Source organism: Nitrospira sp. SG-bin1 (assembly GCA_002083365.1).
Taxonomy (GTDB): Bacteria; Nitrospirota; Nitrospiria; order Nitrospirales; family Nitrospiraceae; genus Nitrospira_D.
The window spans coordinates 202,726-223,761 of sequence record LVWS01000033.1; the positions used below are offsets into that span (position 1 = coordinate 202,726).

Below are 21,036 nucleotides of genomic sequence, written 5' to 3' on the forward strand. Positions count from 1 at the left end.
CACCGTGGCCGCCTGCCGACGTGGCATAACGCTACAATGAACAACGTACAGTAACTGAAGTGTCTGATAGTCGCATGCCATGCATGGCATGGGCCATGCTGCGCCTTGTTCTAGCGAAAGGGACGCGATGCGGATGGAGAAGACAAAGAAACCCAATCAGACGAAGCAAACAACGGCCTGGCATATCCGTCCGATAGAAGCCCTGGCTGGTGAACTTCGGACGGACCTCGACGCGGGCCTGAAAGCCGATGAAGTGGTCGGCCGACAAGCACAAGAAGGATCCAATGAACTACCCGAAGCTCCGCCACCGTCCCTGCTCAAACTGTTTCTCTCGCAATTCTCCAGTCTGATCGTGTGGGTGCTGATCGGGGCGGCGGTGGTGTCCGGTCTGTTGGAAGACTGGATCGATGCGGCGGCGATTCTGGCGATCGTATTTCTCAATGGTGCGCTCGGGTTCGTGCAGGAGTTCCGAGCCGAGCGATCGTTGGCGGCACTGCGCAAGATGTCGGTCGCGATGGCCCGCGTCATTCGCGAGGGCACGCCGCAGTCCATTCCGGCGCGAGATCTGGTCACCGGAGACGTGATCGTCCTCGAAGCGGGCGATCGCATTCCCGCGGACGCACGCTTGTTCTACGCCACGAATTTTCAGGCTCAAGAAGCCTCACTCACCGGCGAATCGACACCCGTCCAGAAACAGGCGGAGCGGCTGGACAGGACCGAGGTTCCTCTCGCCGATCGGCACAACATGGTCTTCATGGGCACCGTGGCCGTCTCCGGTAAGGCCCGTGCGGTGGTGGTGGCGACGGCGCTCGGCACGGAACTGGGCCGGATCGCCGCCATGATCCAGAAGGCGGCCGAGGCGGAACGGGCCGAAACGCCGCTGCAGCGACGGCTGGAACAGTTCGGCTATACGCTGCTGTGGTTGGCGCTCGGTGTCGTCGCGGTCGTGTTCGTGCTCGGGTATCTCCGCGGGGAACCGCTGGTCGAGATGTTCCTCATCTCGGTGAGCCTCGCGGTGGCCGCCGTGCCGGAAGGGCTGCCTGCCGTCGTTACGATCACGCTGGCGTTGGGCGTGACCAGGATGGCGAAGCGGCATGCATTGATCCGTAAACTTCCGGCGGTCGAGACGCTCGGGTCGGCCACCGTGATCTGCACCGACAAGACCGGCACGTTGACGAAGAATGAGATGACGGTCACATGCGTGATCGTGGACGACTCCCGCTTCGAAGTGACCGGCGAGGGCTATGAGCCGGTCGGCGAAATTCGCGAGGCGTCAGGCGCGAGGTGTGAGGCACTCAAGCCCGGCTTGCGTCAGCTCTTGACGGCAGCCGTACTCTGCAACGGCGCGACATTGCACCAGGAGAACGGCACGTGGCGGATCATCGGGGATCCCACGGAAGGGGCGCTGCTCGTGGCGGCGGCGAAGGCCGGTTTGGCCAAGGATGAATTGGAACGTCGGGCGCCGCTGGAGAGAGAAGTTCCGTTCGATGCCGAGCGGAAGATGATGACGATCGTTCGCCGAACGGAACAAGGCCGCGTGGCGTACAGCAAAGGAGCGCCCGATGTGCTCCTGGAACGTTGCGCGGCGCGCATCACGCTGGATGGCCGGACCGAAGCTTTGGATGACGAGCATCGGCGGATGATCAGCGAAGCCAATGCCTCATTGGCCCACCAGGCCCTCCGCGTGCTGGGCGTCGCGCATAAGCCTCTTGGCCGACCGGCGAGTTCCGACGAAGAAGTGGAGGACGGGTTGATCTTTCTCGGCCTCCTCGCGATGAAGGATCCCTTGCGGCCCGAAGCGGCGGAAGCCGTGCGTCTGTGCCGGCAAGCCGGCATCAGGACGGCCATGATTACCGGTGATCACAAGGAGACGGCGGTCGCGATCGCGCGCGAGTTGGGCTTGCACCGCGATGGCGAAACGGCCTTGTCCGGGTCCGAGCTCGACGGGTTCACCGACGAGCAATTGAGGCAACGGGTCGAGCGCGTGAGCGTGTATGCCCGTGTGTCGGCCGAGCACAAGCTCCGCGTCGTCCAGGCCTGGAAGCACCATGGGGCCATTGTCGCCATGACCGGGGACGGGGTCAACGATGCCCCCGCGATCAAGGCGGCGGACATCGGCGTGGCGATGGGCCTCGCCGGCACCGACGTGACCAAGGAAGCCTCGGACATGGTGGTGACGGACGACAACTTCGCCTCGATCGCCGCCGCGGTCGAGGAAGGCCGGGGCATCTTCGACAACATCAGAAAGACGGTGCATTTTCTCCTGTCCTGCAACGTCAGCGAGGTGCTCGTCATGCTGTTCGCCACCCTCTTCGGCTTGCCGCTTCCGCTCCTGCCGATCCACATTCTGTGGATGAATCTGGTGACGGACGGTTTTCCCGCCATCGCCCTGGCGGTCGATCCGAAAGCGCCGGATCTGATGCGGCGGCCGCCGCGGCAGACACAGGCGCGTTTACTGGATGGGGGGCGGCTGTGGACGATCGCCGCGGAAGGGCTGATGTTGGCGGTCATCGCCCTGATCGCGTTTTCCTACAGTCTGTTTGTCTGGCAACAGCCGATCGACCAGGCCCGGACGGTGACCTTTACCGTGATGGTCGCCGCTCAGCTGGTGCACGCGTTCAATTGCCGGAGCGATCGCTGGTCGTTGTTCCAAGTGGGCGTGACGACCAACCATGCCCTCATTTGGGCGGTGGCGACGTCGCTTCTCCTGCAAGTCGGCATTCTCACCATCCCGGTCATGGAACCGATCTTCAAGGTCGCGCCGTTACCGATTGAAGATTGGGAATTGATGGCGGCGATGGCGCTTTCCCCGTTGGCCGTCGTCGAAGGAGTCAAGTGGCTGAGACGGCGGGGGTGAAAGCTTCGACTGGAGAACACTGCATCATCTTTTTCGGAAAACTTCTTGATTCCTCCAGCGATGTTTGAATCCAAGCCGGTAAGCCTTATGGGGTTTGTGCCGGTGTTGATCGCGCTATGACAACGCTCGCCTGCATCACGATGCCTCTCAAGCACGTTTGACCCTAGCCTACGAACAGGGCGAGAATGGGCCGCAAATGCAAGCTCCGCAGCATACAGGTGGACTGGCTGTACATTGTTCAGCTGCACTGCTCAAGGCCCATATATCCATGGCAACAGATTGCATATGAAGTCGAAGAAAAGACGGATTTTCTTTGTCGTTGTTTTTATCCTTTTGATTATCGGGTTCCTTGAAATAACACTGGGTCTATTAACGTTCATGTCCCCAAGGGTTGATTGGCTCCTCTCATTCGAACGTGTTATTCCGGATGCACGTCTCGGTTATCGGCCAAAACCAGGTGTTCCAGGGCACGATCGCAACGGTTTTAGGAACCAAGAAGTACCAGCCAAGGCGGCTATCGTCGCGCTCGGTGATTCCCAAACGTATGGCACTGGCGTGGCACCGGAGTATGCATGGCCCAGACAATTAGAATCAACGCTTGGGAAAACAGTGTACAGCATGGCCTATGGCGGCTATGGACCGGCTCACAGTCTTGTTCTGTGGGATGAGGCTGTGGCCTTACTGCCGGAGATCGTCATTGAGGCTTTTTATGTGGGCAATGATCTGTTCGACTCATTCAGCCTCGTATACAACCAGGGACAACTCACCGACCTAGGAAGTCCCGACCTCCGGTTGCAGGCGAGTGTGCGGGAAGCTGAGCAGTCCGAGCCTCTTGAAAAACGTGTGACACGAATGTACTCGATGGCACCTGTTGCTACCGATAAGAACAAAACGGCCGTCCCTCTTTATAGAGTGCTTACGCAACACTTGAGGCTATACGGCCTTTTGCGCAGGGCGCAGTACGAGAGTATGCGCTTGATTCAGAGACCCACCAACACTCCGCAAGAGCAATGGGAAGCGGCAAAGGCGTTTGCAGAAGCGCATCCCACATACTGCCAGGTGTTTAGCAATGGACAGTTCAAAACTATTTTTACGAGCGAGTATCGTCTCTCGGCGCTTGAGCTCGAAGATCCCAGAATTCTAGAAGGACTGCAGATCTCATTAAGGGCGATGCAGAGAATGCATGAGCTTGCTGCCTCTCGGAATATCCGCTTCATTGTGGTGCTGATACCTACCAAGGAAGCCGTGTTTCGCCAGCTTTGGGAGAACTCTACGATGAGCTATCGCAGGGCTACAGAGAATGAAGAGCGCGTGTGGCAAAGCACAAAGGACTTTCTCGTACGGAACGACATTGAATATCTGGATGCGTTGCCAGCGCTGCGAGAACAACTCATGACGGGGGTTCAACCATATCAGGTTTCCCATGACGGACACCCAAACGAACATGGACATGCGGCCATCGCCAAACTTGTTGCTGCGCATTTAGCATCGCCCAAGAGATAACAGGCTGCTGCAGCGAATACGCGAATGTCTACATCGGTTCATGAGTAAATCGGGTGATGTTGAGATGGCCCGGATGTGACAGAGGCTTTGAAATTGGGGGACAGGATCTCCGAGAAGGTGTCGGATCGGTGCCCGCAAACGAGTTCACGCGTGAGGCGGTGCAGTTGTTAGAGAGTGGCAGTCGTTCTGCGTCGGAGATCACGCGAGAGCTTGGCATTGCCCGTAATCAGAAACATGCGAACGCCACCACGTGGCGGTCCGACTGGTTGGGACACCCACCGAGGTGAAGTTGCGGATCTCCGACGATGGAGTCGGATTCGAAAAAAGCCAGGTCAAGTCAGGCTGGGCATCGGTCTGACCAGCATGCAAGAACGGGTTGGGCCTTTGGGGGGAAACGTGTGGATTGAAGGCAGTCCCGGGCAAGGCACGACAGTCACTGCCGTCATTCCTCTCTCTCAATAAACCTGCCCTCCTTCTCGTCTCCACGCGGAAGACCTCTCTTGAGTTGATCTTCCGGTGGTTGTTTCCTCCGCTGCTCCACGCCTTCCCTTCGTTCACGGTCCATCGTACAAAAACGAGCGTGAAGTTTCTGTGTGTGTGATGGAAGCACTCGTCTTTCACGTCGCGGAACATTCGTCATCAATGCTTGTGGACATCGACTGTAAGAGCGTGAGCGCTCGTTACCTATGCACAGTCGACGTGGGGAGTCTAGGGCTCCCCCTAGTGGAGGAGCTGATTGGTTCGTCAGTATGGTGAGTGCGTCCGTTCTCCACAGAAGAGAAGAAGAGGCACATGAATAAACAAGCGGAACAGTCAGGCCTGCATCATGATGTTGAAACGACACCTGAGGCGATAAAGCCATCACATGTTCATTCCCACAGGGAGGAACTGGTCCTTTTGGTCTCGCTGGTTATCTTTGAATTGTCTCTCGCCGTCATGGCGATGGCCATATACGTCAAAGGAGAGAGACCTTTCGCAGCATTCCTGGCAAGGCCGTCAGGCGCGGTTTTTCTCTGCGCCGCCGTCGCCCTCTTCGTTGCCGGCTGGGTCATCGTTCACCGATACGTGGCAGGCCAACGATTGCCCGCCCGCCACTTCCGGATGATCGTGACGATGAACCTGGTCACGGTGCTGTTCATTCTGGCGATGGGCGAGATCGTCGTTCGAGCCGGTTCTCGGAGCCACTTGGACGGCGAAAGTTTCATGAACGTGGTCTTGAAGCCCAAGAATTGGGAGCGGGCTAAAGAGCGCTACCCTCATTTTCTTGAGAAAAGCCGAGCCGGCCGTACGTTTTTCGATTATGACGAGCGGCTGGGGTGGACCCTTGGAAAGAACAGGTATCGCGAAGCCTCCGACGGGGAGGGTCCCTATTGGTCCAGCGTGGAGGGGCTCCGGGCCGCACGTGAGGGGTTCGTGTACGGCAAGGTCGAGAGGAAGACGGATATTGCCATCCTGGGAGACTCCTTCACGTTCGGCAGTGAGGTGGGATATGAGGAGACCTGGGGAGCTGCGTTGAATCGATTATTGGGCGAAGAGTTTCGGATCTTAAACTTCGGAGTTCCCGGATATGGTCTAGGTCAGGCGTACCTGCGGTATGAAGTCGATGCTCGCGGGTGGAATCCCAAAATTGTGATCTTGGGGTTCATTTCTGAGGACCTCCACCGCACGACATGGGTCTATCCCTTTTTGTCCACGGGATGGGACATGGCTTTCTCCAAACCTCGCTTCGTCCTGGAAAATGGAAGATTGACGATCCTGAACCGACATGTGCTCCCCCCTCAAGCGATCTTCTCCCCGCGATCAATTTCCGAACTTCCCTTCCTGGACCATGACAGCGGCTACAGGTGGAGCCATTGGCAGACACGTTGGTACCATGCCTCCTACCTCGCCAGGCTGTTCATAAGTCTGTACCATCCACGATCCCGCGATACCCATGATGAACAACTTCTGCCGCTCAATGCCGAAATCTTGAAGTCGTTTGTTCGCTCGGTCGAGCAGGCTGGTTCGATTCCTCTCGTCATGTATTTTCCCAGTCGGAGTGATTTTCACCAACCGGATTCATACGTGCCGCTGGGCAAGCGAGTGTTGCAAGAGGCTGGGCTCCCGTACGTCGATCCCACTGCCTGTTTGCTGGAGGTTCCATCCTCCCTTCGATTTGCCTCGGCGGGCCATTACACGTCACAAGGGAATGCGGCGATCGCGAACTGTCTGGCTGTCGCGGTTCGTGAAGCACTGGGTAAACCGTCTGACGGCATGCTCATGGCGGTAGAGAAATTACGGTAATCCCTCAGGTCCTATGCTTAGATAGGGCTGCCTCAATTCTCTTTTGGATAAAGGCCCTCACACGTGATTCGTTGAAAGAAGGCGGCATCTCACTCGTGATCTCCCGGTCTATCGCCTTTTACGACAAGCCGCACGGACTTTAGTTTGAACGATGCAAGCCAAACTAGAAATGGCCACTTTCTCTCAACGTAAAAACGTCCGGTTGAGGGGTGTCGCCGCCCGCGATTGTCCGCGTTCTAGCTGCCGACATGTGTGCCATGGTGGATGGGTCGGTCTCGGCGTGCCCCGATAGCCTGCCTGCCGCTCCATGCGTAGGCGTCTGCTCCGTCACTTAGCGGAGCACGCGCTTCGCCGGAATTCCTTTCCACTTATCATGACCCCGGCATCTCCGACCATCCAGCCCTCGTTCCGCGAACCGGCAGTCCAGCAATGCAGAGGACAGTTATAGTCGGCGAAATCGGCATTCTCCTGTTGGAAGACGGACTCAGCCCAACTCGTAGCAACGCTGGGGTTCAGAACCGAGAATAACCAGGCCTACTTAAGTATTATGGATAATTTTTCGTGGTCATGGTCCTATTCACGATCATGTCTGCAATCCTAACATCCAGCGCCCCACCCACAGTTATCTGGGAACAAAAGCGACGAACGGTCGTACGAAGGTTCGGAAAGGTAGCGCTGGGAGTGAGTGTTTTGGCAGTCAGTTTCCTTACCGGGGAGCTCTGCTTACGGCTTGTGTTCGATAGGTTCCTCCCTTCCGGCACTCCCTCTTATGAAAGCTACCTTTCGAATCACTTCAAGGAAGGCAGGCCTGATTGGTTATTGTTCGAGCGATACGTTTCGGACTGGGCTATGTCGGCGAAGGAACTGACACCTCGGGTCGTCGTGGTTCTGTACCCTCATATGGCATTGACGAACGGAGCACCTACTGTTATACAGCCGGAAATAGCGGATATTCACACGAGAATGTTGTCCCTTTGCAGGAGGAACAACGTCCCATGCACCGATTTGTCGTCTTCGCTCGCCCAATTCGATGCCTTTGACAATCATCCAAGCGCTGAAGCGCATCGTGTGATTGCGGAGACGTTACATCAAATATTGAGAGAAGGTACTGTGAAGGTATCGAATTGATCACCGGACCTGCCGTGGGGATCTCGCAACCATGGTTCAGGCCCATGAGTGAAGGTGCGGAAGGGATCGGGATGTCGGACAAGGTGTGGAGGGCAGGTTCGTGAATCATATTCTCGGGATCTCGGCCTTCTATCATGATAGCGCGGCCTGCCTGATTCGCGACGGCGAGATCATTGCCGCCGCGCAGGAAGAGCGGTTCACACGAAAAAAACATGATCCGGGGTTTCCGGCCCAGGCTGTGCGGTACTGCTTGAAAGAAGGCGGTATCTCACTCAAGGACCTCCGGTTTATCGTCTTTTACGACAAACCGCTCGTCAAGTTCGAGCGGCTCATCGAGACGTACTTGGCATTCGCGCCGAAGGGACTCCAGTCCTTCGTGGCCGCCATGCCGGTGTGGCTCAAGGAAAAATTGTTGCTCCGGAACCTGCTCGCGAAAGAATTCATCGCGCTCGCTCCGGAGATGACGCAGTCGGAACTCCCTCAGCTTTTGTTCGGCGAGCACCATGAGTCGCATGCCGCGTCCGCCTTTTATCCGTCGCCCTATGACAAGGCCGTCGTCCTCTGCATGGACGGGGTCGGGGAGTGGGCCACGACCTCGGCGTGGCTCGGTGAAGGCCACGCGCTCACGCCGCTGTGGGAGATTCCGTTCCCCCACTCACTGGGGCTCCTCTATTCCGCCTTCACGTACTACACCGGCTTCAAGGTCAATTCGGGCGAGTACAAGGTCATGGGCTTGGCTCCCTATGGCGAACCGAAGTACGTCAAGGCGATCTACGACCATCTGCTCGACCTCAAGCCGGACGGGACGTTCCGTTTGAACATGGACTATTTCAACTATTGCACCGGGTTGACCATGACGGGCAACAAGTTCGATGAGGTGTTCGGCGGCCCGCCGAGGAAACCTGAAAGTCAGTTGACGCAGCGGGAGATGGATCTCGCCCGGTCCATCCAGGAAGTGACCGAAGAGGTCATGCTCCGTGTGACTCGGACCCTGCACCGTGAAACCGAGGTGGATTATCTCTGCATGGCGGGGGGCGTGGCGCTGAATTGCGTGGGGAACGGAAGGATTTTACGGGAAGGGCCCTTTAAAGGGATCTGGATTCAACCGGCGGCCGGCGACGCGGGTGGCGCGGTGGGGGCGGCGTTGACGGCCTGGCATCGCTATGAGGATCAGCCGAGGACGGCGACGGGTACCGACCGGATGAAGGGAAGTTATCTGGGACCGAAACATTCCAATGCCGAAATCGAACGATTCCTCAAACAGGCTGACGCCCCCTATGAATGGCTCGATGACGAACAACTCTTCGATCGCGTGGCGAAGGACCTGGCGGAAGGCAAAGTGGTGGGGTGGCTGCAAGGCCGGATGGAGTTCGGTCCGCGAGCGTTGGGCGGTCGCAGCATCCTGGGAGATGCGCGCAATACCACGATGCAGTCGGTGATGAACCTCAAGATCAAATACCGTGAATCCTTCCGGCCGTTCGCCCCTTCGGTGTTGCGGGAACGGGTGTCGGAGTATTTTCAGATCGATGCGGATAGCCCGTACATGCTGTTGGTAGCGCCGGTGCAGGAAAAACGACGGTTACCGCTGCCTACCGAGCAGATCGGTCTCTGGGGAATCGATCTGTTGAACGTTCCACGCTCCGACATTCCCGCCGTCACCCATCTGGATTATTCCGCCAGGATCCAGACCGTTCATGAGGAGACCAATCCGCGGTATTACCGGTTGCTTCGTGCGTTCGAAGACCGGACCGGTTGTCCGGTTCTCGTGAATACGTCGTTCAACGTGCGTGGAGAGCCGATCGTGTGCACGCCGGAGGATGCCTATCGGTGTTTCATGCGGACGGAGATGGATGTGCTCGTCTTGGAGAACTGTGTCCTGTATAAGACACGGCAGAAACCATTGGAAAAAGATACAAACTGGCAAAAAGAATTCGAGCTCGATTAGGATGGCACCATGAATCAGCCGAATCGATCCCCTACTATGAAGGAGTTACGGCAATTCGGTCTCCTCGTCGGAGGAGTGTTTGCCGTGATCGGATTGTGGCCGCTGGTGTTTCGAAGCGAGTCACCCCGCCTGTGGGCGATGGTGCTCGGAGGGCTGCTCATCGCCCTCGGCGCCCTTGTGCCGATGAGCTTGAAGCAGGTTCACGGCGGGTGGATGAAGATCGGCCATGTGTTGGGCTCGATCAACACGAAGATCATCCTGGGAGTGATCTACTATCTGCTCATAACCCCGATGGGAGTGATCATGCGCCTGATGGGCAAGGATCCCCTGCATCGCACACTGACGCCGGGCACAGACACCTATCGGATCGTGCGAGTCCCCCGGCCTCGCCAACATATGCGCAACCAATTCTAGAGTTAAAAAGGAGTCGGCTATGGGAGGATTTGTAATCGAGTTGTGGGCGTTTATGAAAGAGCGGAAGAAGTTTTGGATGTTGCCTATCTTCATGGTGTTGTTACTGCTCGGGACGCTGATCGTGTTGACGCAAGGGTCGGCGGTTGCGCCGTTCATCTACACGTTGTTCTGACGAGCTGACGGCGCGCCGTCGAACCAAGCGGTTCTCTGAAGCCATGCCCCGGGCCATCGGGATGAGCCCGACCGGGTTTCAACGCGGCGGTGGATTCATGTTCTTGGTCCGGAACACCACCTCTATTTTTTTATGCACACCGTCGATCCCTCCGCCCTAGGGTAGACCCTAGGCCATTCCCACGCGAACTGTCAGTACAGTCAGGCCTTCCATAGAAGATTCGTATTCGCAATCGTGAAGATCTCGCGCCTGAATATTTGCTCGTTCAGGTTTGCCACGAGGAAGAATCAGCGTTTCTTCCGGAAGGCCGTCCAAACAGAGGTCAAGGCCTGTCATGAACTCCATGTGAGGTCGACCGTCTCGATGGATGTGCGGACGGATCCGGCCGTGAGTGACACATCGCACTTTCGTATCAAGGGAAAAATGGACGAACATCGACCGACATCGGCTCCGGTGCCGGGATCGAGGTTCCAGGCTTAAGGTGCTTTTTCATGAAGAACAAGGCGCGGCCTCAGCGTACCGATCAATTACGCGTGGTACCGCTCTCTTGTCCCGACTGTTCCGGCGTCTTGCGGATGAATCGGGAGGGGCGGCACAAGCACGTGGTGTATCGATGCCAAGTCGATCATCGATACACGCCGAACAGCCTGTTGGAGGCGAAAGAAAAACAGGTGGAGCGTGTCCTGTGGTCCGCCGTCGTGCTCTTGAAACAGTTGGACGAGGCCTATGGACACATGTTGAAAGACATGCCCGCGGAGGCCGATCGACAATCGTTGCAACGTCGCGTCCAGGAAGCGGCACGACAATGCCTGGCGATCCGGGCGATGATCGAGTCCACCCATGCGCCATAATAGAACCAACGCTCGCCCGATCGGCGGCGGAAAGCGTCCGGCGACGGTCAATGCGGACGGCATCAAGCGCGATATCATCGTCATCGGCGCTTCGGCGGGTGGGGTGCCGGCGCTTCAACAGATCTTCGCCGATTTCCCCGCCGACATACCGGCCGTGATCGGAGTCGTGCTCCATCGGGGCTCGCAGCCGAGCCAGTTGGCGCAGGTATTGGGCCGCCGATCGGCGCTGCCGGTCGTCGAGCCGAACCATGCCATGGCGCTGAAACCAGGGACGATTTATTTGTCGCCGGCCGACCACCATCTGCTCTTCCAACGGAGTTCCATCGTGCTTCAGCGGGGACCACGAGAGCACAGCACGAGACCCGCCGTCGATCCGTTGTTTCGGTCGGCGGCGGAATCGTACGGGCTGCGCGTCGTGGGTGTGCTCTTCACAGGCTGTGGCGAGGACGGAGTGAGCGGGTTGATCGCGATTACCGAGGCGGGCGGCCTGACATTGGCGCAGGACCCCGAAGAAGCGTACATGCCCTACATGCCGCTCAACGCCATACGGTTCGATGAAGTCGCGGGATTGGTGTCCCTCGATAACGCCGCGTCAGTTTTGACCTCTTTGGCCTACGGCGATCAGGTGCGCGTCGACATGGCGGTCGGTCGGTAGAACCACGATCGCGGCCGGTTTCGGAGCCTTGCCGCAGGGATGCGAGGGGCCTACAATGCTGTTCCCTTCCGCAAACAGGTCACAGGCTGTTCATAGTCGGCATATCGGCATAATTGGGGCGTCGTCGTGGCAATGAAGAAAAAAACGTCTCGCCGCATGAATGACGAAAGCCGGAAGGGCGCCGGAAGACGAAACGGAAACACGGTTCGAGTCCCCAAAAGAAATCGACCGAGCTACATCGTCGGCATGGGTGGTTCCGCCGGGGCCCTTGAAGCCTTCGAGCAGTTCTTCACCCACATGCCGGCGGACAGCGGATTCGGATTTGTGCTGGTCCCGCATCTCGATCCCACCCATAAGGGCATGATGCCCGAGCTCCTGCGCCGTTGCACGACCATGAAAGTGGTGCAAGCGGAAGACGGCATGCCGGTCATCCCCAACCGTCTCCATATCATTCCGCCCAATAGAGACATGTCGATCTTCCACGGCATCCTCCATCTCCACGAGCCCACATCTCCACGCGGCGCTCGGGCGCCGATCGACCTGTTCTTGAGGCATCTGGCAGAAGACCAAAAAGAGCGGGCCATCGCCGTCATCCTGTCCGGCATGGGCAGCGATGGGACGCTGGGCGTCAAGGCGATCAAGGAACGTCTGGGTCTGGCGGTCGTGCAGGAGGCGCAATCGGCCAAGTACGACAGCATGCCGAAGAGCGCGATCGGGACCGGGCTGGTGGATTACGTCGCCGCCGCGCAAGACTTGCCAGAGAAGATGCTGGCCTACGTCAAGCACTCGGCCAAGTTGCCGCGGGAAACGCTGATGCAGGAACGGACGGTGTCCGGCGCGTTGGTCAAGATCTTCGCGCTGCTGCGCAGCCATACCGGCCACGATTTCTCCTTCTACAAGAAAAACACGATCTACCGGCGGATCGAGCGCCGGATGAACGTCCATCAGATAGGGCAACTCAGTAAATACGCCAGGCTTCTTCAGGACAATCCCGGCGAGCTGGATCTGCTTTTTCGGGAGTTGCTCATCGGCGTGACGAATTTCTTCCGCGATCCCGAGGCGTTCATGGCGCTGAAACAGGCGTTGCCGTCAGTCTTGAAGAACAAGCCGAAGGACGGCACGGTGCGCGTGTGGGTGCCGGGCTGCTCCACCGGCGAAGAGGCCTACTCGGTCGGGATCGTCATGGCGGAATGTTTGACCGAGTTGCAACTCGACGGAGCGTTGAAGGTACAGATCTTCGCCACGGACATCGATAAAGAAGCGGTGGATCGCGCTCGCCAAGGCGTCTTTCTGCCGACCATCGCCAACGATGTCTCTCCCGAACGGTTGCAGCGGTTTTTCCTCAAGGAGGATCATGGGTACCGAGTCGCCAAACCGATCCGTGAAATGATGGTGTTTGCCCCGCAGAACGTCATCATGGATCCGCCCTTTACCAAGCTGGATCTCCTGTGCTGCCGGAATCTGCTGATCTATTTCACGGCGGAGCTGCAACGCAAGCTGCTGCCCATGTTCCACTACACATTGAATCCAGGCGGCATCCTGTTTCTCGGGACCAGCGAGACGGTCGGCAGCTATCACGACCTCTTCGCCGCCGTGGACAACAAATGGAAAATCTTCCGCCGCAAGGAATACCGCTCCGGCGCCGCCACGTACGTCGACTTGCCGAGCACGCTCTTGCCGCGCGAAGTGGGAAAGATCCCCACCGCCCGCAAGGTGGAAGAGCACACGGACGTGCCTCTCGCCGAGATGTCGCGCCACATCCTGTTGGAACGGTTCGCGCCGCCCTCGGTCCTCGTCAATGAGAACGGGGACATCCTCTATATTCAGGGCCGGACGGGCAAGTACCTGGAGCCGGCCTCGGGCGAAGCCGCCATGAACATTTTCACGATGGCCCGCGAAGGTTTGCGGTTGGAACTGGGAAGTATGATTCGCAAGGCCCTCTTGCACCGGAGAGAGGTTAAGGGAGAAGGCATCCGGGTCCAGACGAACGGGGGCTATCAAACGGTGTCGGTGATCGTCAAACCGGTCACCGGACGGTCGGGTTTGCAGGGCCTGGTGCTTGTGGCGTTCGAGGAAGGACGTCATCCCGCCGAAGCGGTACCGCCCACTCCGCCGAAAGGGGGCGCCGGAAGGCAAAGCAAGGAAGTCAAAATTCTGGCCAAAGAACTTCAACACACGAAGGAGCAACTGCAAGTCACCATCGAAGAAATGGAAACCTCGCAGGAAGAGTTGAAATCCGCCAACGAAGAGCTGCAGTCGACGAACGAAGAACTGCAGAGCACCAACGAGGAGCTGACGACGTCCAAGGAAGAGTTGCAATCCCTCAACGAAGAACTGGTGACGGTGAACTCGGAGTTGCAGCAGAAGATGGAAGACGTCACCCGGACCAACAACGACATGAAGAATCTGCTGAACAGCACGGACATCGCGACCATCTTCGTGGACAACGAGATGCGTATCCAGCGGTTTACCCCGCAAGCGGCGTCGGTGATCAATCTGATCCCGACCGACGTGGGCCGGCCCCTCAGCGATATCGCGACGAACCTCAAGTACGACTGTTTGGTCGGCGATCTGGGCCAAGTTCTCGACACGTTGGTCTATAAGGAGATGCAGGTCGAAACGAAGAGGGGCGAGTGGTATCTGCTGCGCATCATGCCGTATCGCACGATGGAAAACATGATCGACGGCGGGGTGCTCACCTTCACGAATATCGGGATGGTCAAGAAATTGGAGGGATCGCTGCGCGAGAGCGAACAACGCCTGCAACTGCTGTTCGAAAGCATGCCGGTCATGATCGCCGCGTTCGACGAGCAGAAGCGGATCGTCGCCTGGAACCGTGAATGTGAACGGGTCACCGGCTATCGAGCCGATGAGATGATCGGGCGGCCCGATACGTTGAAGCTGTTGTATCCCGCCGAAGCCGATCGCGCCCGCATGATCCGGGCCAGCACCAGGCGCACCAGCGACTCGGGAGATTGGGAGTGGTCGTTCACCGCGAAAAACGGTACGGTGAAGCAAGTCGTCTGGCTGAATCTGGCGTCGCAGGTCCCGATCCCGGGCTGGATCGAGTGGGGCATTGGGCTGGACGTGACGAGGCGTCGCGAGGTGGAGGGGCGCCTCGCGGCGCTGTTCCAATCTTCCGCGGACGCCATGGCCTTTGCGACGACCGACGGCCTACTGCTCGATGTGAACGAGGCTTTTTTGAGTCTGACCGGGTATGTCCGAGAGGAGGTCGTCAATCGGATGCGATATCAAGACATGACGCCGCCTGAGTACCGTCACGCGAATCAAGGAGTGATGGACGAGCTGTTCAAAAGCGGGATGTCTCGGGAGTTCGATAAGGAGCTGATCCGCAAGGACGGTTCCGTGGTGCCGGTTCATCTGAACCTTTTCGTTGTCCGTGCCATCGACGGAGCGACGATCGGGATGGGAGCCATTATCAAAGAGCGATGGCAGAAGGACGGGGACGAGCATAAGTCATCAGGATGAACCCATGGCAGATGTCCGCACTCAGCCTCAGCTCGCAGAGTTGCGCCGACAGGCCGAACAGCGGCTGAGTCGGGTGATCGAGCAGTCGGTCCCGAACCTCAAACCCGAAAGCGTGTCGGCCCTGCTCCATGAGCTGCAAGTCCATCAAATCGAGTTGGAGATGCAGAACCATGAACTTCGTCTGGCTCAGGGGGAGTTGGAGGAAAGCCGGGATCGGTATCGAGAGTTGTACGAGTCGATCCCCCTCGGATATGTCACGCTAGATCGCGACGGCCGGATCCATGATATGAACCCCTCGGGAACGGCTCTGCTCAAGTGGGACCCTCGCGCTCACGCGATCTCCACCTTCAACGTCTTCCTCTCCGACAAGGATCTCGACCGATTTGTCTTGTTCTGTCGCCGCATCGTTTCAAGACAGGAGGCCGATACCGGCGAGTTCGAAATGAAACGTCCGGATGGACGGCCTTTCGTCGCCGCCTTGCAGGCGGCCCCGGTGCAGAAGGGAACCGGCAAAGGCGAGCTGCTGCGCGTCGCCTTCAAGGACATCACGCGTCGAAAAGAGGCCGAGGAAACACTGCGACGACAACACATCGATTTGGAAGCCAATCAAGCCGAATTGCAGGCGCTCACCCATAAGCTGTTCACGGCGCAAGAGGAGGAACGCAAGAGGATCGCGAGGGAACTCCATGATGATCATTGTCAACGAGTCACGACGCTCATCCTGGAAGCCAAGTTGTTGACGAAGACGTGCGAACAACGATTGCCCGATCTCGTCCCGCGACTTTCGGCGATGAGCGAGAAATTGAGCGCTCTGCTGAAGGATTTCCGAACCCTTTCACACGATTTGCTTCCCCGTAACCTGGGGGACGTCTCGCTCGTCGGTCCGATACGTGATCTCATCAAGGAATTCAGTGGGAAGGCGGGATTCACGATCGAATTTGCCGAACGGGACGTTCCGGTGAATATTTCGCCGGGCGCCATGACGACCATTTTTCGTCTGTTGCAAGAATGCCTGTGCAACGTCGTGAAACACGCGCACCCGACGCACGTCGCGGTGACCTTGGCGGGAACCGGACAAGGAGGCGTCGAACTCGTCGTGGCGGATGACGGCATCGGGTTCGATACCACGCGTGCCTGGGAGGGGCAAAAAGGCATGGGAATCGTCGGTATGCGGGAGCGAATACGGTTGGTCGGAGGGACCGTCAAGATCATCAGCCGACCGGGCCATGGAACGACAGTCCTCTGTTCGGTTCCGGGACAAGCGTAGATCTCATGCGCATCGTGTCTTCATCGATACGAGACCCCGCGTATCGATGAGGCTTGGCGGCACAACATCGAATCGTCGTCACCTCTGTCAATGTCGCGGCACATGTCAGCCGTTTCTTCGGCCGGTTGAAACTCGTCACGTTCCTCCGGCCGGCCGAACCATTTGGGATCATACGACGCACCGGCAACCCTCGCCGCTCCGGTCATGTGCGATGTCGGTCTTGCCGGCTGTCGAGTCCTCTTGATCACCGTAAGGATTGTAGGCATGCGGAAACAATTCTCCACGCACCGTCCGATACTCCTCCGCACACCCACTAGCAAACAGGGACTAAGTATGTCTTACGATGCCTGGCCCGGATGATGCAGTCGACGCGTGAGGCCCTGGCGTGAAGGCCGGCGAATCACGTCGATGGTCCGATTCCGACATCGATAAGGAATCCGACACGTGTTGCTTAAGAAGACGTATGACAGGGGCAGACTTCTCGGGTCCGAAGTTCGTTTTCCACCCGACTGAGAAGAGGGGATTGCAGAACGGGGAATGGTTGGATTACCGTTATCTCGTTTTCTTGCCGACCGGACGGAAGATTAAGATTTTTAATGCTACCAACAGGCTGTCGATCAGAGCAATGGACAAAATGATCGGTCGAGCGGGAATATTTGTCCAATGCTCTCCGAGGTCAACGGAGGCACAATGGCCGTGACGAGAATGCACAATACGCTCAGCAAGAGCCATGTGATGACTGATCGCACGGCAACGGTGAGCCGCCTGGAAGAGGTGGTCTCGACCTCCGATGAATTCGATCATGTCGTGTCGCAAGCCTTGCCGATTCTATTGGACCGGGCGACGGGCTACACGAAACGGTTCTTGCGGGAAACGGGTCAGTGGAACGATGACATCGAACATGAAAAATTCGCGCTGCGCTGGGGCTCCGAATATCTCGAACGGTTCCTGGTCTGTGGACGGAGCGAAGTGCCTTGCCGTCCGTTGTTCCTGTTCGACTCGCTGGTGGCCAAGCAACACAGTAAACCGGAACCGTTTTGCTATCATCCGGATCTCTTAAGGCCGCTCGGTCGGTTTCTCGACGGGCTCGTGGCGCGGGCGGTCGTCAGCCGTGACGCGTTGATCGCGCTGTATCACCATTCCTATGGATGGGGCGCGGGCGAAGTGATCGCGGTCACCGGGCTCAATGGCCTGGAAAGCCAGCGTATCTATAAAAATTTTCGACGCTGGCGGGAGAGCGGTTGGCAGCGCACGATGGATGAAATCGGTCTGACGAAGGCGGAGTTGGCCGAGCTGAGCAATCAGCAGCAGCGCCATCGGCAGCGATTCAACAGTGAGGCTGAACGACTCATCCGGGTCGCCCAGGCTCATTACCGAAAAAGCGAGCCGGACCATTATCCTTGTCTCTCACGGTCTCAGTGGGGGGACATGTTCACTCAAGGCTATGGCTGTGATTACCGGATCTGGCACCTGGCACTCTGCCTGGACTGTATGCAAACGGCCTGGGGACTGGGATCGAATGGATCTGCGGTCGGCGAAAAACCGCGTTTGGAGTTGCAGGTTCGTCCCTAGACGGGGAGGCGAGTCTTGTATTCGGTGCTTACGCTTGTGAAGATATGCTTGTGAACAAAGATATGAAGGAGAGTGGAGGAGGATAGATTATGGATCACGAAAAAGACTTGGAAACATATCGATCCCAGCTCCTTGAATCATTGAGCGCCCAGCCCAGCCGATCGATTCGTGGCCGGTCGGAGCCTATACAGGTCTATGTCAATGAGCGGCGCGTGGGAGAACTCGACGGTGTGGGGATCGACGCGGCGCTGCGCGTTCAAAATGTCGATCGCATCGAAACGGTCCAACTTCGCGCCGAAGACGGAACTCTCCTGGGCGGCCTCGTTGCGCCTGAACAGGGGTTTCGCGCGAATCGCGTCCGGCTTGCGTCCGACGCGGTCGAACTCTGTGTTCACAACACGGCCCAAGGGGGGACGCTCAACGCGCTGTTCATTCCTTCTCCGACCTTCTGGAGTCGGGTGTGGAAGCGCGTGGCCGGTATCGCCGACAGGCTGACGATCCGGCGCCCGGATGTAGGCTTTGCCTATGGAATGCGAACGGTCGCCTTCACGCAAGCGTTGTTGGCCGTGGCGGTCGTCGGATTGGTCGCCGACCGGTTGTCGACCGGAATGGCTCCGGAGCGTACGCCGTCCCCGGTGATCCAAACGGCGGCTCTCCCCGCCGCTTCGGCGGCCGACATGGAAAAACTTGAACAGCGGCTGGAGAAGCTGACCCAATTGCAGGCCAAGATCGGAGAGGCTCTTGAGTCCCAACAGAACGGGATGGCGCAGGTCCATCAAGCCATGGTCAAACTGTCGTCGACCCAGGAATCCGTGGCGTCCAGCGTCGTGACGGTCAAGGAAGAAGTCAAGGAAGAGCTGGAGAAACGGCTGGAAGCCGTCGGCCGCGAGATGGATCGCACGACGCGGCACTTGGCGAGCAGAGGACGGGTCGAACAGGGGCAGCTTGAAGCGGCCATTCACAGCCTCACCGCGGATAATCATCGGTTATCGAAGGAAGTCGCCGGATTGGAAGAGAATAACCACGCCCTGAAAACCACCTTGCAAGCAGCTATGCAAAACGCATCGAAAGCCGTCGATCCGAACCCCGAACGGTTGCACGCGCGGCAAGCCGATGCCGGAAGGCAACCGTTGCAACTGGCCGAGGGCCTGCAGAGCACCCAACAGCAGCCCTTTCTATTTTGGGTGACGTTCAGCGAAGGAACGAGCCAGGAGAGCATCGACCAATGGGTCAGCGGGATGAAGGGACATAAGGGAGCGCTGAACGAAGGTTGGCAAGAAGTACGGATCGTTCCTCCGGCGGTGCCACCCGATCGCTTCCTGGAGCAGATCAGAGAGGACAAGATCGTCAAGGCCGCGCGAATCGGACAGTAGGAGTACCTCCGAAAGAAGAGCTTACCCCGTATCGTCGCTTCACACACGAGATGTGTAAAGTTCCCGTGATCAGAGGTTCGTGTGTCTTTTCATTTTGGAGGAGGGGACGCCGGTGTCGTGGCAAGTAGAATGTTCGACTCACGCCGCGTCAAGTGGCTGCATCGTATTCTCGGTGGAGGTCAATCATGGGGTGCAGGTCGAGTCAAGCGCCGGCGATTGGACATATGTCGGTTCACTCATCGAAGTTTTGTCCGTTGAGCCCGATGCCGTGTGTTAGTAGCATGACAATCATGAACAGCGCGGAAGCGGGAGAAAGCATGAGAATGGGTGGAGATCGCGACAGATCCTCGATGATCAGCCTCCTGCCGATGAACGGGCACATGTTACTAAGCTGGCCTACATAACGGATAACAAGTAACAAGCGGCGACTGATCCGACTGTCTCATTACACTACTATCAAAAGAAGAGAAAGGAAGGTTTATGAGAATCGCACAAGTGGCCCCGTTGTGGGAAAGTGTCCCGCCGAAACTCTACGGGGGAACCGAACGAATCGTTTCCTACATAACCGAGGAATTGGTCGCCCAAGGGCACGATGTCACGCTGTTTGCCAGCGGTGATTCGGAAACCACCGCGCGGCTCGAGGCCATCTGCCCGCAGGCCCTCCGATTGAACACCGGCATCTTCAACCGGGACGCTCCGTTGATGATGCTGCAGGAGCGGGCCCTTGGAGCGGCGGCAGGTTTCGACATCATCCATTCGCACTTGGATTTCATCGGATTCCCCCTGGCCAGGCGTAATACCATCCCTGTCGTCACGACCCTGCACGGTCGTCAGGATCTTCCTGAACTGGAGCCGGTGTTCCGGGAATTCTCCGAAATGCCGTTGGTGTCCATTTCGGATGCCCAGCGCAAACCGTTGCCTTGGGCCAATTGGGCGGCGACGATCCACCATGGTCTTCCTCGCGACCTCTACTCGTTTCACCCCCAGACGCAAGGGTATCTGGCGTTCCTTGGACGGATTTCTCCTGAAAAACGTCCTGACCAAGCGATTGAAATCGCCAAACGGGCGGGCCTGCCGTTGCGGATCGCGGCGAAAGTCGATCCCGCCGACCAAAATTACTATGAAGCCGAAGTGGAGCCGTTGCTCGCCCATCCCTTGATTGAATTCATCGGAGAAATCTCCGATGCCGAAAAAAACGACTTTATCGGCAACGCGATGGCGTTGGTATGCCCCTACGACTGGCCGGAACCCTTCGGATTGGTGCTGATCGAGGCGTTGGCCTGCGGCACTCCGGTCTTGGCGTACCGGCGCGGGTCGATTCCGGAAATCATCGATCACGGGGTGACCGGCTTCATTTGCGAGTCGGTATCCGAAATGATCGACGCCGTCGGACAAGTCCCTCTCATCGATCGACGGCGCTGCCGGGCGGCGTTCGACGAACGGTTTACCGCGGATCGAATGGCGCGCGACTACGTGGCGTTGTATGAACGCCTTCTCGAAGACGGAGCGGTGCAAGGCGCACATGCC

The 21,036-nt window shown here is 58.0% G+C and carries 17 protein-coding genes and 2 pseudogenes; 16 read left to right on the forward strand and 3 right to left on the reverse strand.

Annotated features, from left to right (window positions below; genetic code table 11):
• Nucleotides 1–133 precede the first annotated feature (133 nt).
• From A4E19_05380 to A4E19_05415, 8 genes are all read left to right on the forward strand, one after another.
• A complete protein-coding gene (locus A4E19_05380; protein OQW33182.1) occupies nt 134–2,857 on the forward strand; it encodes an HAD family hydrolase in 2,724 nt (907 codons plus the stop codon).
• A 285-nt stretch (nt 2,858–3,142) separates the two neighbouring features.
• Nucleotides 3,143–4,360, forward strand: a complete 1,218-nt coding sequence (locus A4E19_05385) for a hypothetical protein (GenBank protein OQW32791.1) — start codon at nt 3,143–3,145, stop codon at nt 4,358–4,360.
• A 56-nt stretch (nt 4,361–4,416) separates the two neighbouring features.
• Nucleotides 4,417–4,647 carry a hypothetical protein gene (locus tag A4E19_05390; GenBank protein ID OQW32792.1) on the forward strand — a complete coding sequence of 77 codons (231 nt, stop codon included), beginning with the start codon at nt 4,417–4,419 and terminating at the stop codon, nt 4,645–4,647.
• A 116-nt stretch (nt 4,648–4,763) separates the two neighbouring features.
• On the forward strand, nt 4,764–4,961 hold the full coding sequence (locus tag A4E19_05395; protein OQW32793.1) for a hypothetical protein: 198 nt from the start codon (nt 4,764–4,766) through the stop codon (nt 4,959–4,961).
• A gap of 155 nt (nt 4,962–5,116) precedes the next feature.
• On the forward strand, nt 5,117–6,643 hold the full coding sequence (locus tag A4E19_05400) for a hypothetical protein (protein OQW32794.1): 1,527 nt from the start codon (nt 5,117–5,119) through the stop codon (nt 6,641–6,643).
• A gap of 567 nt (nt 6,644–7,210) precedes the next feature.
• The gene (locus A4E19_05405; GenBank protein ID OQW32795.1) at nt 7,211–7,771 is read left to right on the forward strand and encodes a hypothetical protein; all 561 of its coding nucleotides are present in this window, start codon (nt 7,211–7,213) and stop codon (nt 7,769–7,771) included.
• Nucleotides 7,772–7,871: 100 nt separating this feature from the next.
• The gene (locus A4E19_05410; protein ID OQW33183.1) at nt 7,872–9,716 is read left to right on the forward strand and encodes a hypothetical protein; all 1,845 of its coding nucleotides are present in this window, start codon (nt 7,872–7,874) and stop codon (nt 9,714–9,716) included.
• Between the two features lie 36 nt (nt 9,717–9,752).
• On the forward strand, nt 9,753–10,130 hold the full coding sequence (locus tag A4E19_05415; protein ID OQW32796.1) for a hypothetical protein: 378 nt from the start codon (nt 9,753–9,755) through the stop codon (nt 10,128–10,130).
• 340 nt (nt 10,131–10,470) lie between these two features.
• Here A4E19_05415 and A4E19_05420 read toward each other — a convergent pair whose 3' ends face one another.
• Nucleotides 10,471–10,737 carry a hypothetical protein gene (locus A4E19_05420; protein ID OQW32797.1) on the reverse strand — a complete coding sequence of 89 codons (267 nt, stop codon included), beginning with the start codon at nt 10,735–10,737 and terminating at the stop codon, nt 10,471–10,473.
• 56 nt (nt 10,738–10,793) lie between these two features.
• Between A4E19_05420 and A4E19_05425 the strand changes: the two genes are divergently transcribed.
• From A4E19_05425 to A4E19_05440, 4 genes and pseudogenes are all read left to right on the forward strand, one after another.
• A complete protein-coding gene (locus A4E19_05425) occupies nt 10,794–11,153 on the forward strand; it encodes a hypothetical protein (GenBank protein ID OQW32798.1) in 360 nt (119 codons plus the stop codon).
• Nucleotides 11,143–11,808, forward strand: coding sequence for a hypothetical protein (locus A4E19_05430; protein OQW32799.1), 666 nt, complete (start codon nt 11,143–11,145; stop codon nt 11,806–11,808). The genes A4E19_05425 and A4E19_05430 overlap by 11 nt, the downstream gene beginning before the upstream one ends.
• A gap of 156 nt (nt 11,809–11,964) precedes the next feature.
• Nucleotides 11,965–14,556: pseudogene (locus A4E19_05435) on the forward strand (hypothetical protein).
• Between the two features lie 745 nt (nt 14,557–15,301).
• Nucleotides 15,302–16,564 (forward strand): hypothetical protein, encoded by a 1,263-nt coding sequence (locus A4E19_05440; GenBank protein OQW32800.1) that lies wholly within the window; start codon nt 15,302–15,304, stop codon nt 16,562–16,564.
• Nucleotides 16,565–16,584: 20 nt separating this feature from the next.
• Here the strand turns inward: A4E19_05440 and A4E19_05445 are convergent, their stop codons facing one another.
• On the reverse strand, nt 16,585–16,770 hold the full coding sequence (locus A4E19_05445; protein ID OQW32801.1) for a hypothetical protein: 186 nt from the start codon (nt 16,768–16,770) through the stop codon (nt 16,585–16,587).
• A gap of 257 nt (nt 16,771–17,027) precedes the next feature.
• Between A4E19_05445 and A4E19_05450 the strand changes: the two genes are divergently transcribed.
• From A4E19_05450 to A4E19_05460, 3 genes are all read left to right on the forward strand, one after another.
• Nucleotides 17,028–17,264 (forward strand): hypothetical protein, encoded by a 237-nt coding sequence (locus A4E19_05450; protein OQW32802.1) that lies wholly within the window; start codon nt 17,028–17,030, stop codon nt 17,262–17,264.
• A complete protein-coding gene (locus A4E19_05455; GenBank protein OQW32803.1) occupies nt 17,255–18,136 on the forward strand; it encodes a hypothetical protein in 882 nt (293 codons plus the stop codon). Before A4E19_05450 ends, A4E19_05455 begins: the two co-directional genes overlap by 10 nt.
• A gap of 89 nt (nt 18,137–18,225) precedes the next feature.
• On the forward strand, nt 18,226–19,509 hold the full coding sequence (locus A4E19_05460; GenBank protein ID OQW32804.1) for a hypothetical protein: 1,284 nt from the start codon (nt 18,226–18,228) through the stop codon (nt 19,507–19,509).
• Between the two features lie 232 nt (nt 19,510–19,741).
• On the opposite strand, the gene A4E19_05465 is transcribed toward A4E19_05460, so the two are convergent.
• The gene (locus tag A4E19_05465) at nt 19,742–19,930 is read right to left on the reverse strand and encodes a hypothetical protein (protein ID OQW32805.1); all 189 of its coding nucleotides are present in this window, start codon (nt 19,928–19,930) and stop codon (nt 19,742–19,744) included.
• 59 nt (nt 19,931–19,989) lie between these two features.
• Here A4E19_05465 and A4E19_05470 point away from each other — a divergent pair.
• A pseudogene (locus tag A4E19_05470) lies at nt 19,990–21,009 on the forward strand (glycosyl transferase).
• Nucleotides 21,010–21,036: the final 27 nt, after the last annotated feature.

Bases quoted from the DNA above. Each gene is read 5' to 3' on its own strand.
- A4E19_05430 (OQW32799.1), top strand. From the start codon at position 11,143: ATGCGCCATAATAGAACCAACGCTCGCCCGATCGGCGGCGGAAAGCGT.
- A4E19_05420 (OQW32797.1), bottom strand. From the start codon at position 10,737: ATGTTCGTCCATTTTTCCCTTGATACGAAAGTGCGATGTGTCACTCAC.
- A4E19_05390 (OQW32792.1), top strand. From the start codon at position 4,417: ATGTTGAGATGGCCCGGATGTGACAGAGGCTTTGAAATTGGGGGACAG.
- A4E19_05385 (OQW32791.1), top strand. From the start codon at position 3,143: ATGAAGTCGAAGAAAAGACGGATTTTCTTTGTCGTTGTTTTTATCCTT.
- A4E19_05445 (OQW32801.1), bottom strand. From the start codon at position 16,770: ATGACCGGAGCGGCGAGGGTTGCCGGTGCGTCGTATGATCCCAAATGG.
- A4E19_05405 (OQW32795.1), top strand. From the start codon at position 7,211: ATGGTCCTATTCACGATCATGTCTGCAATCCTAACATCCAGCGCCCCA.
- A4E19_05425 (OQW32798.1), top strand. From the start codon at position 10,794: ATGAAGAACAAGGCGCGGCCTCAGCGTACCGATCAATTACGCGTGGTA.
- A4E19_05450 (OQW32802.1), top strand. From the start codon at position 17,028: ATGACAGGGGCAGACTTCTCGGGTCCGAAGTTCGTTTTCCACCCGACT.
- A4E19_05380 (OQW33182.1), top strand. From the start codon at position 134: ATGGAGAAGACAAAGAAACCCAATCAGACGAAGCAAACAACGGCCTGG.
- A4E19_05455 (OQW32803.1), top strand. From the start codon at position 17,255: ATGGCCGTGACGAGAATGCACAATACGCTCAGCAAGAGCCATGTGATG.
- A4E19_05415 (OQW32796.1), top strand. From the start codon at position 9,753: ATGAAGGAGTTACGGCAATTCGGTCTCCTCGTCGGAGGAGTGTTTGCC.
- A4E19_05440 (OQW32800.1), top strand. From the start codon at position 15,302: ATGGCAGATGTCCGCACTCAGCCTCAGCTCGCAGAGTTGCGCCGACAG.
- A4E19_05460 (OQW32804.1), top strand. From the start codon at position 18,226: ATGGATCACGAAAAAGACTTGGAAACATATCGATCCCAGCTCCTTGAA.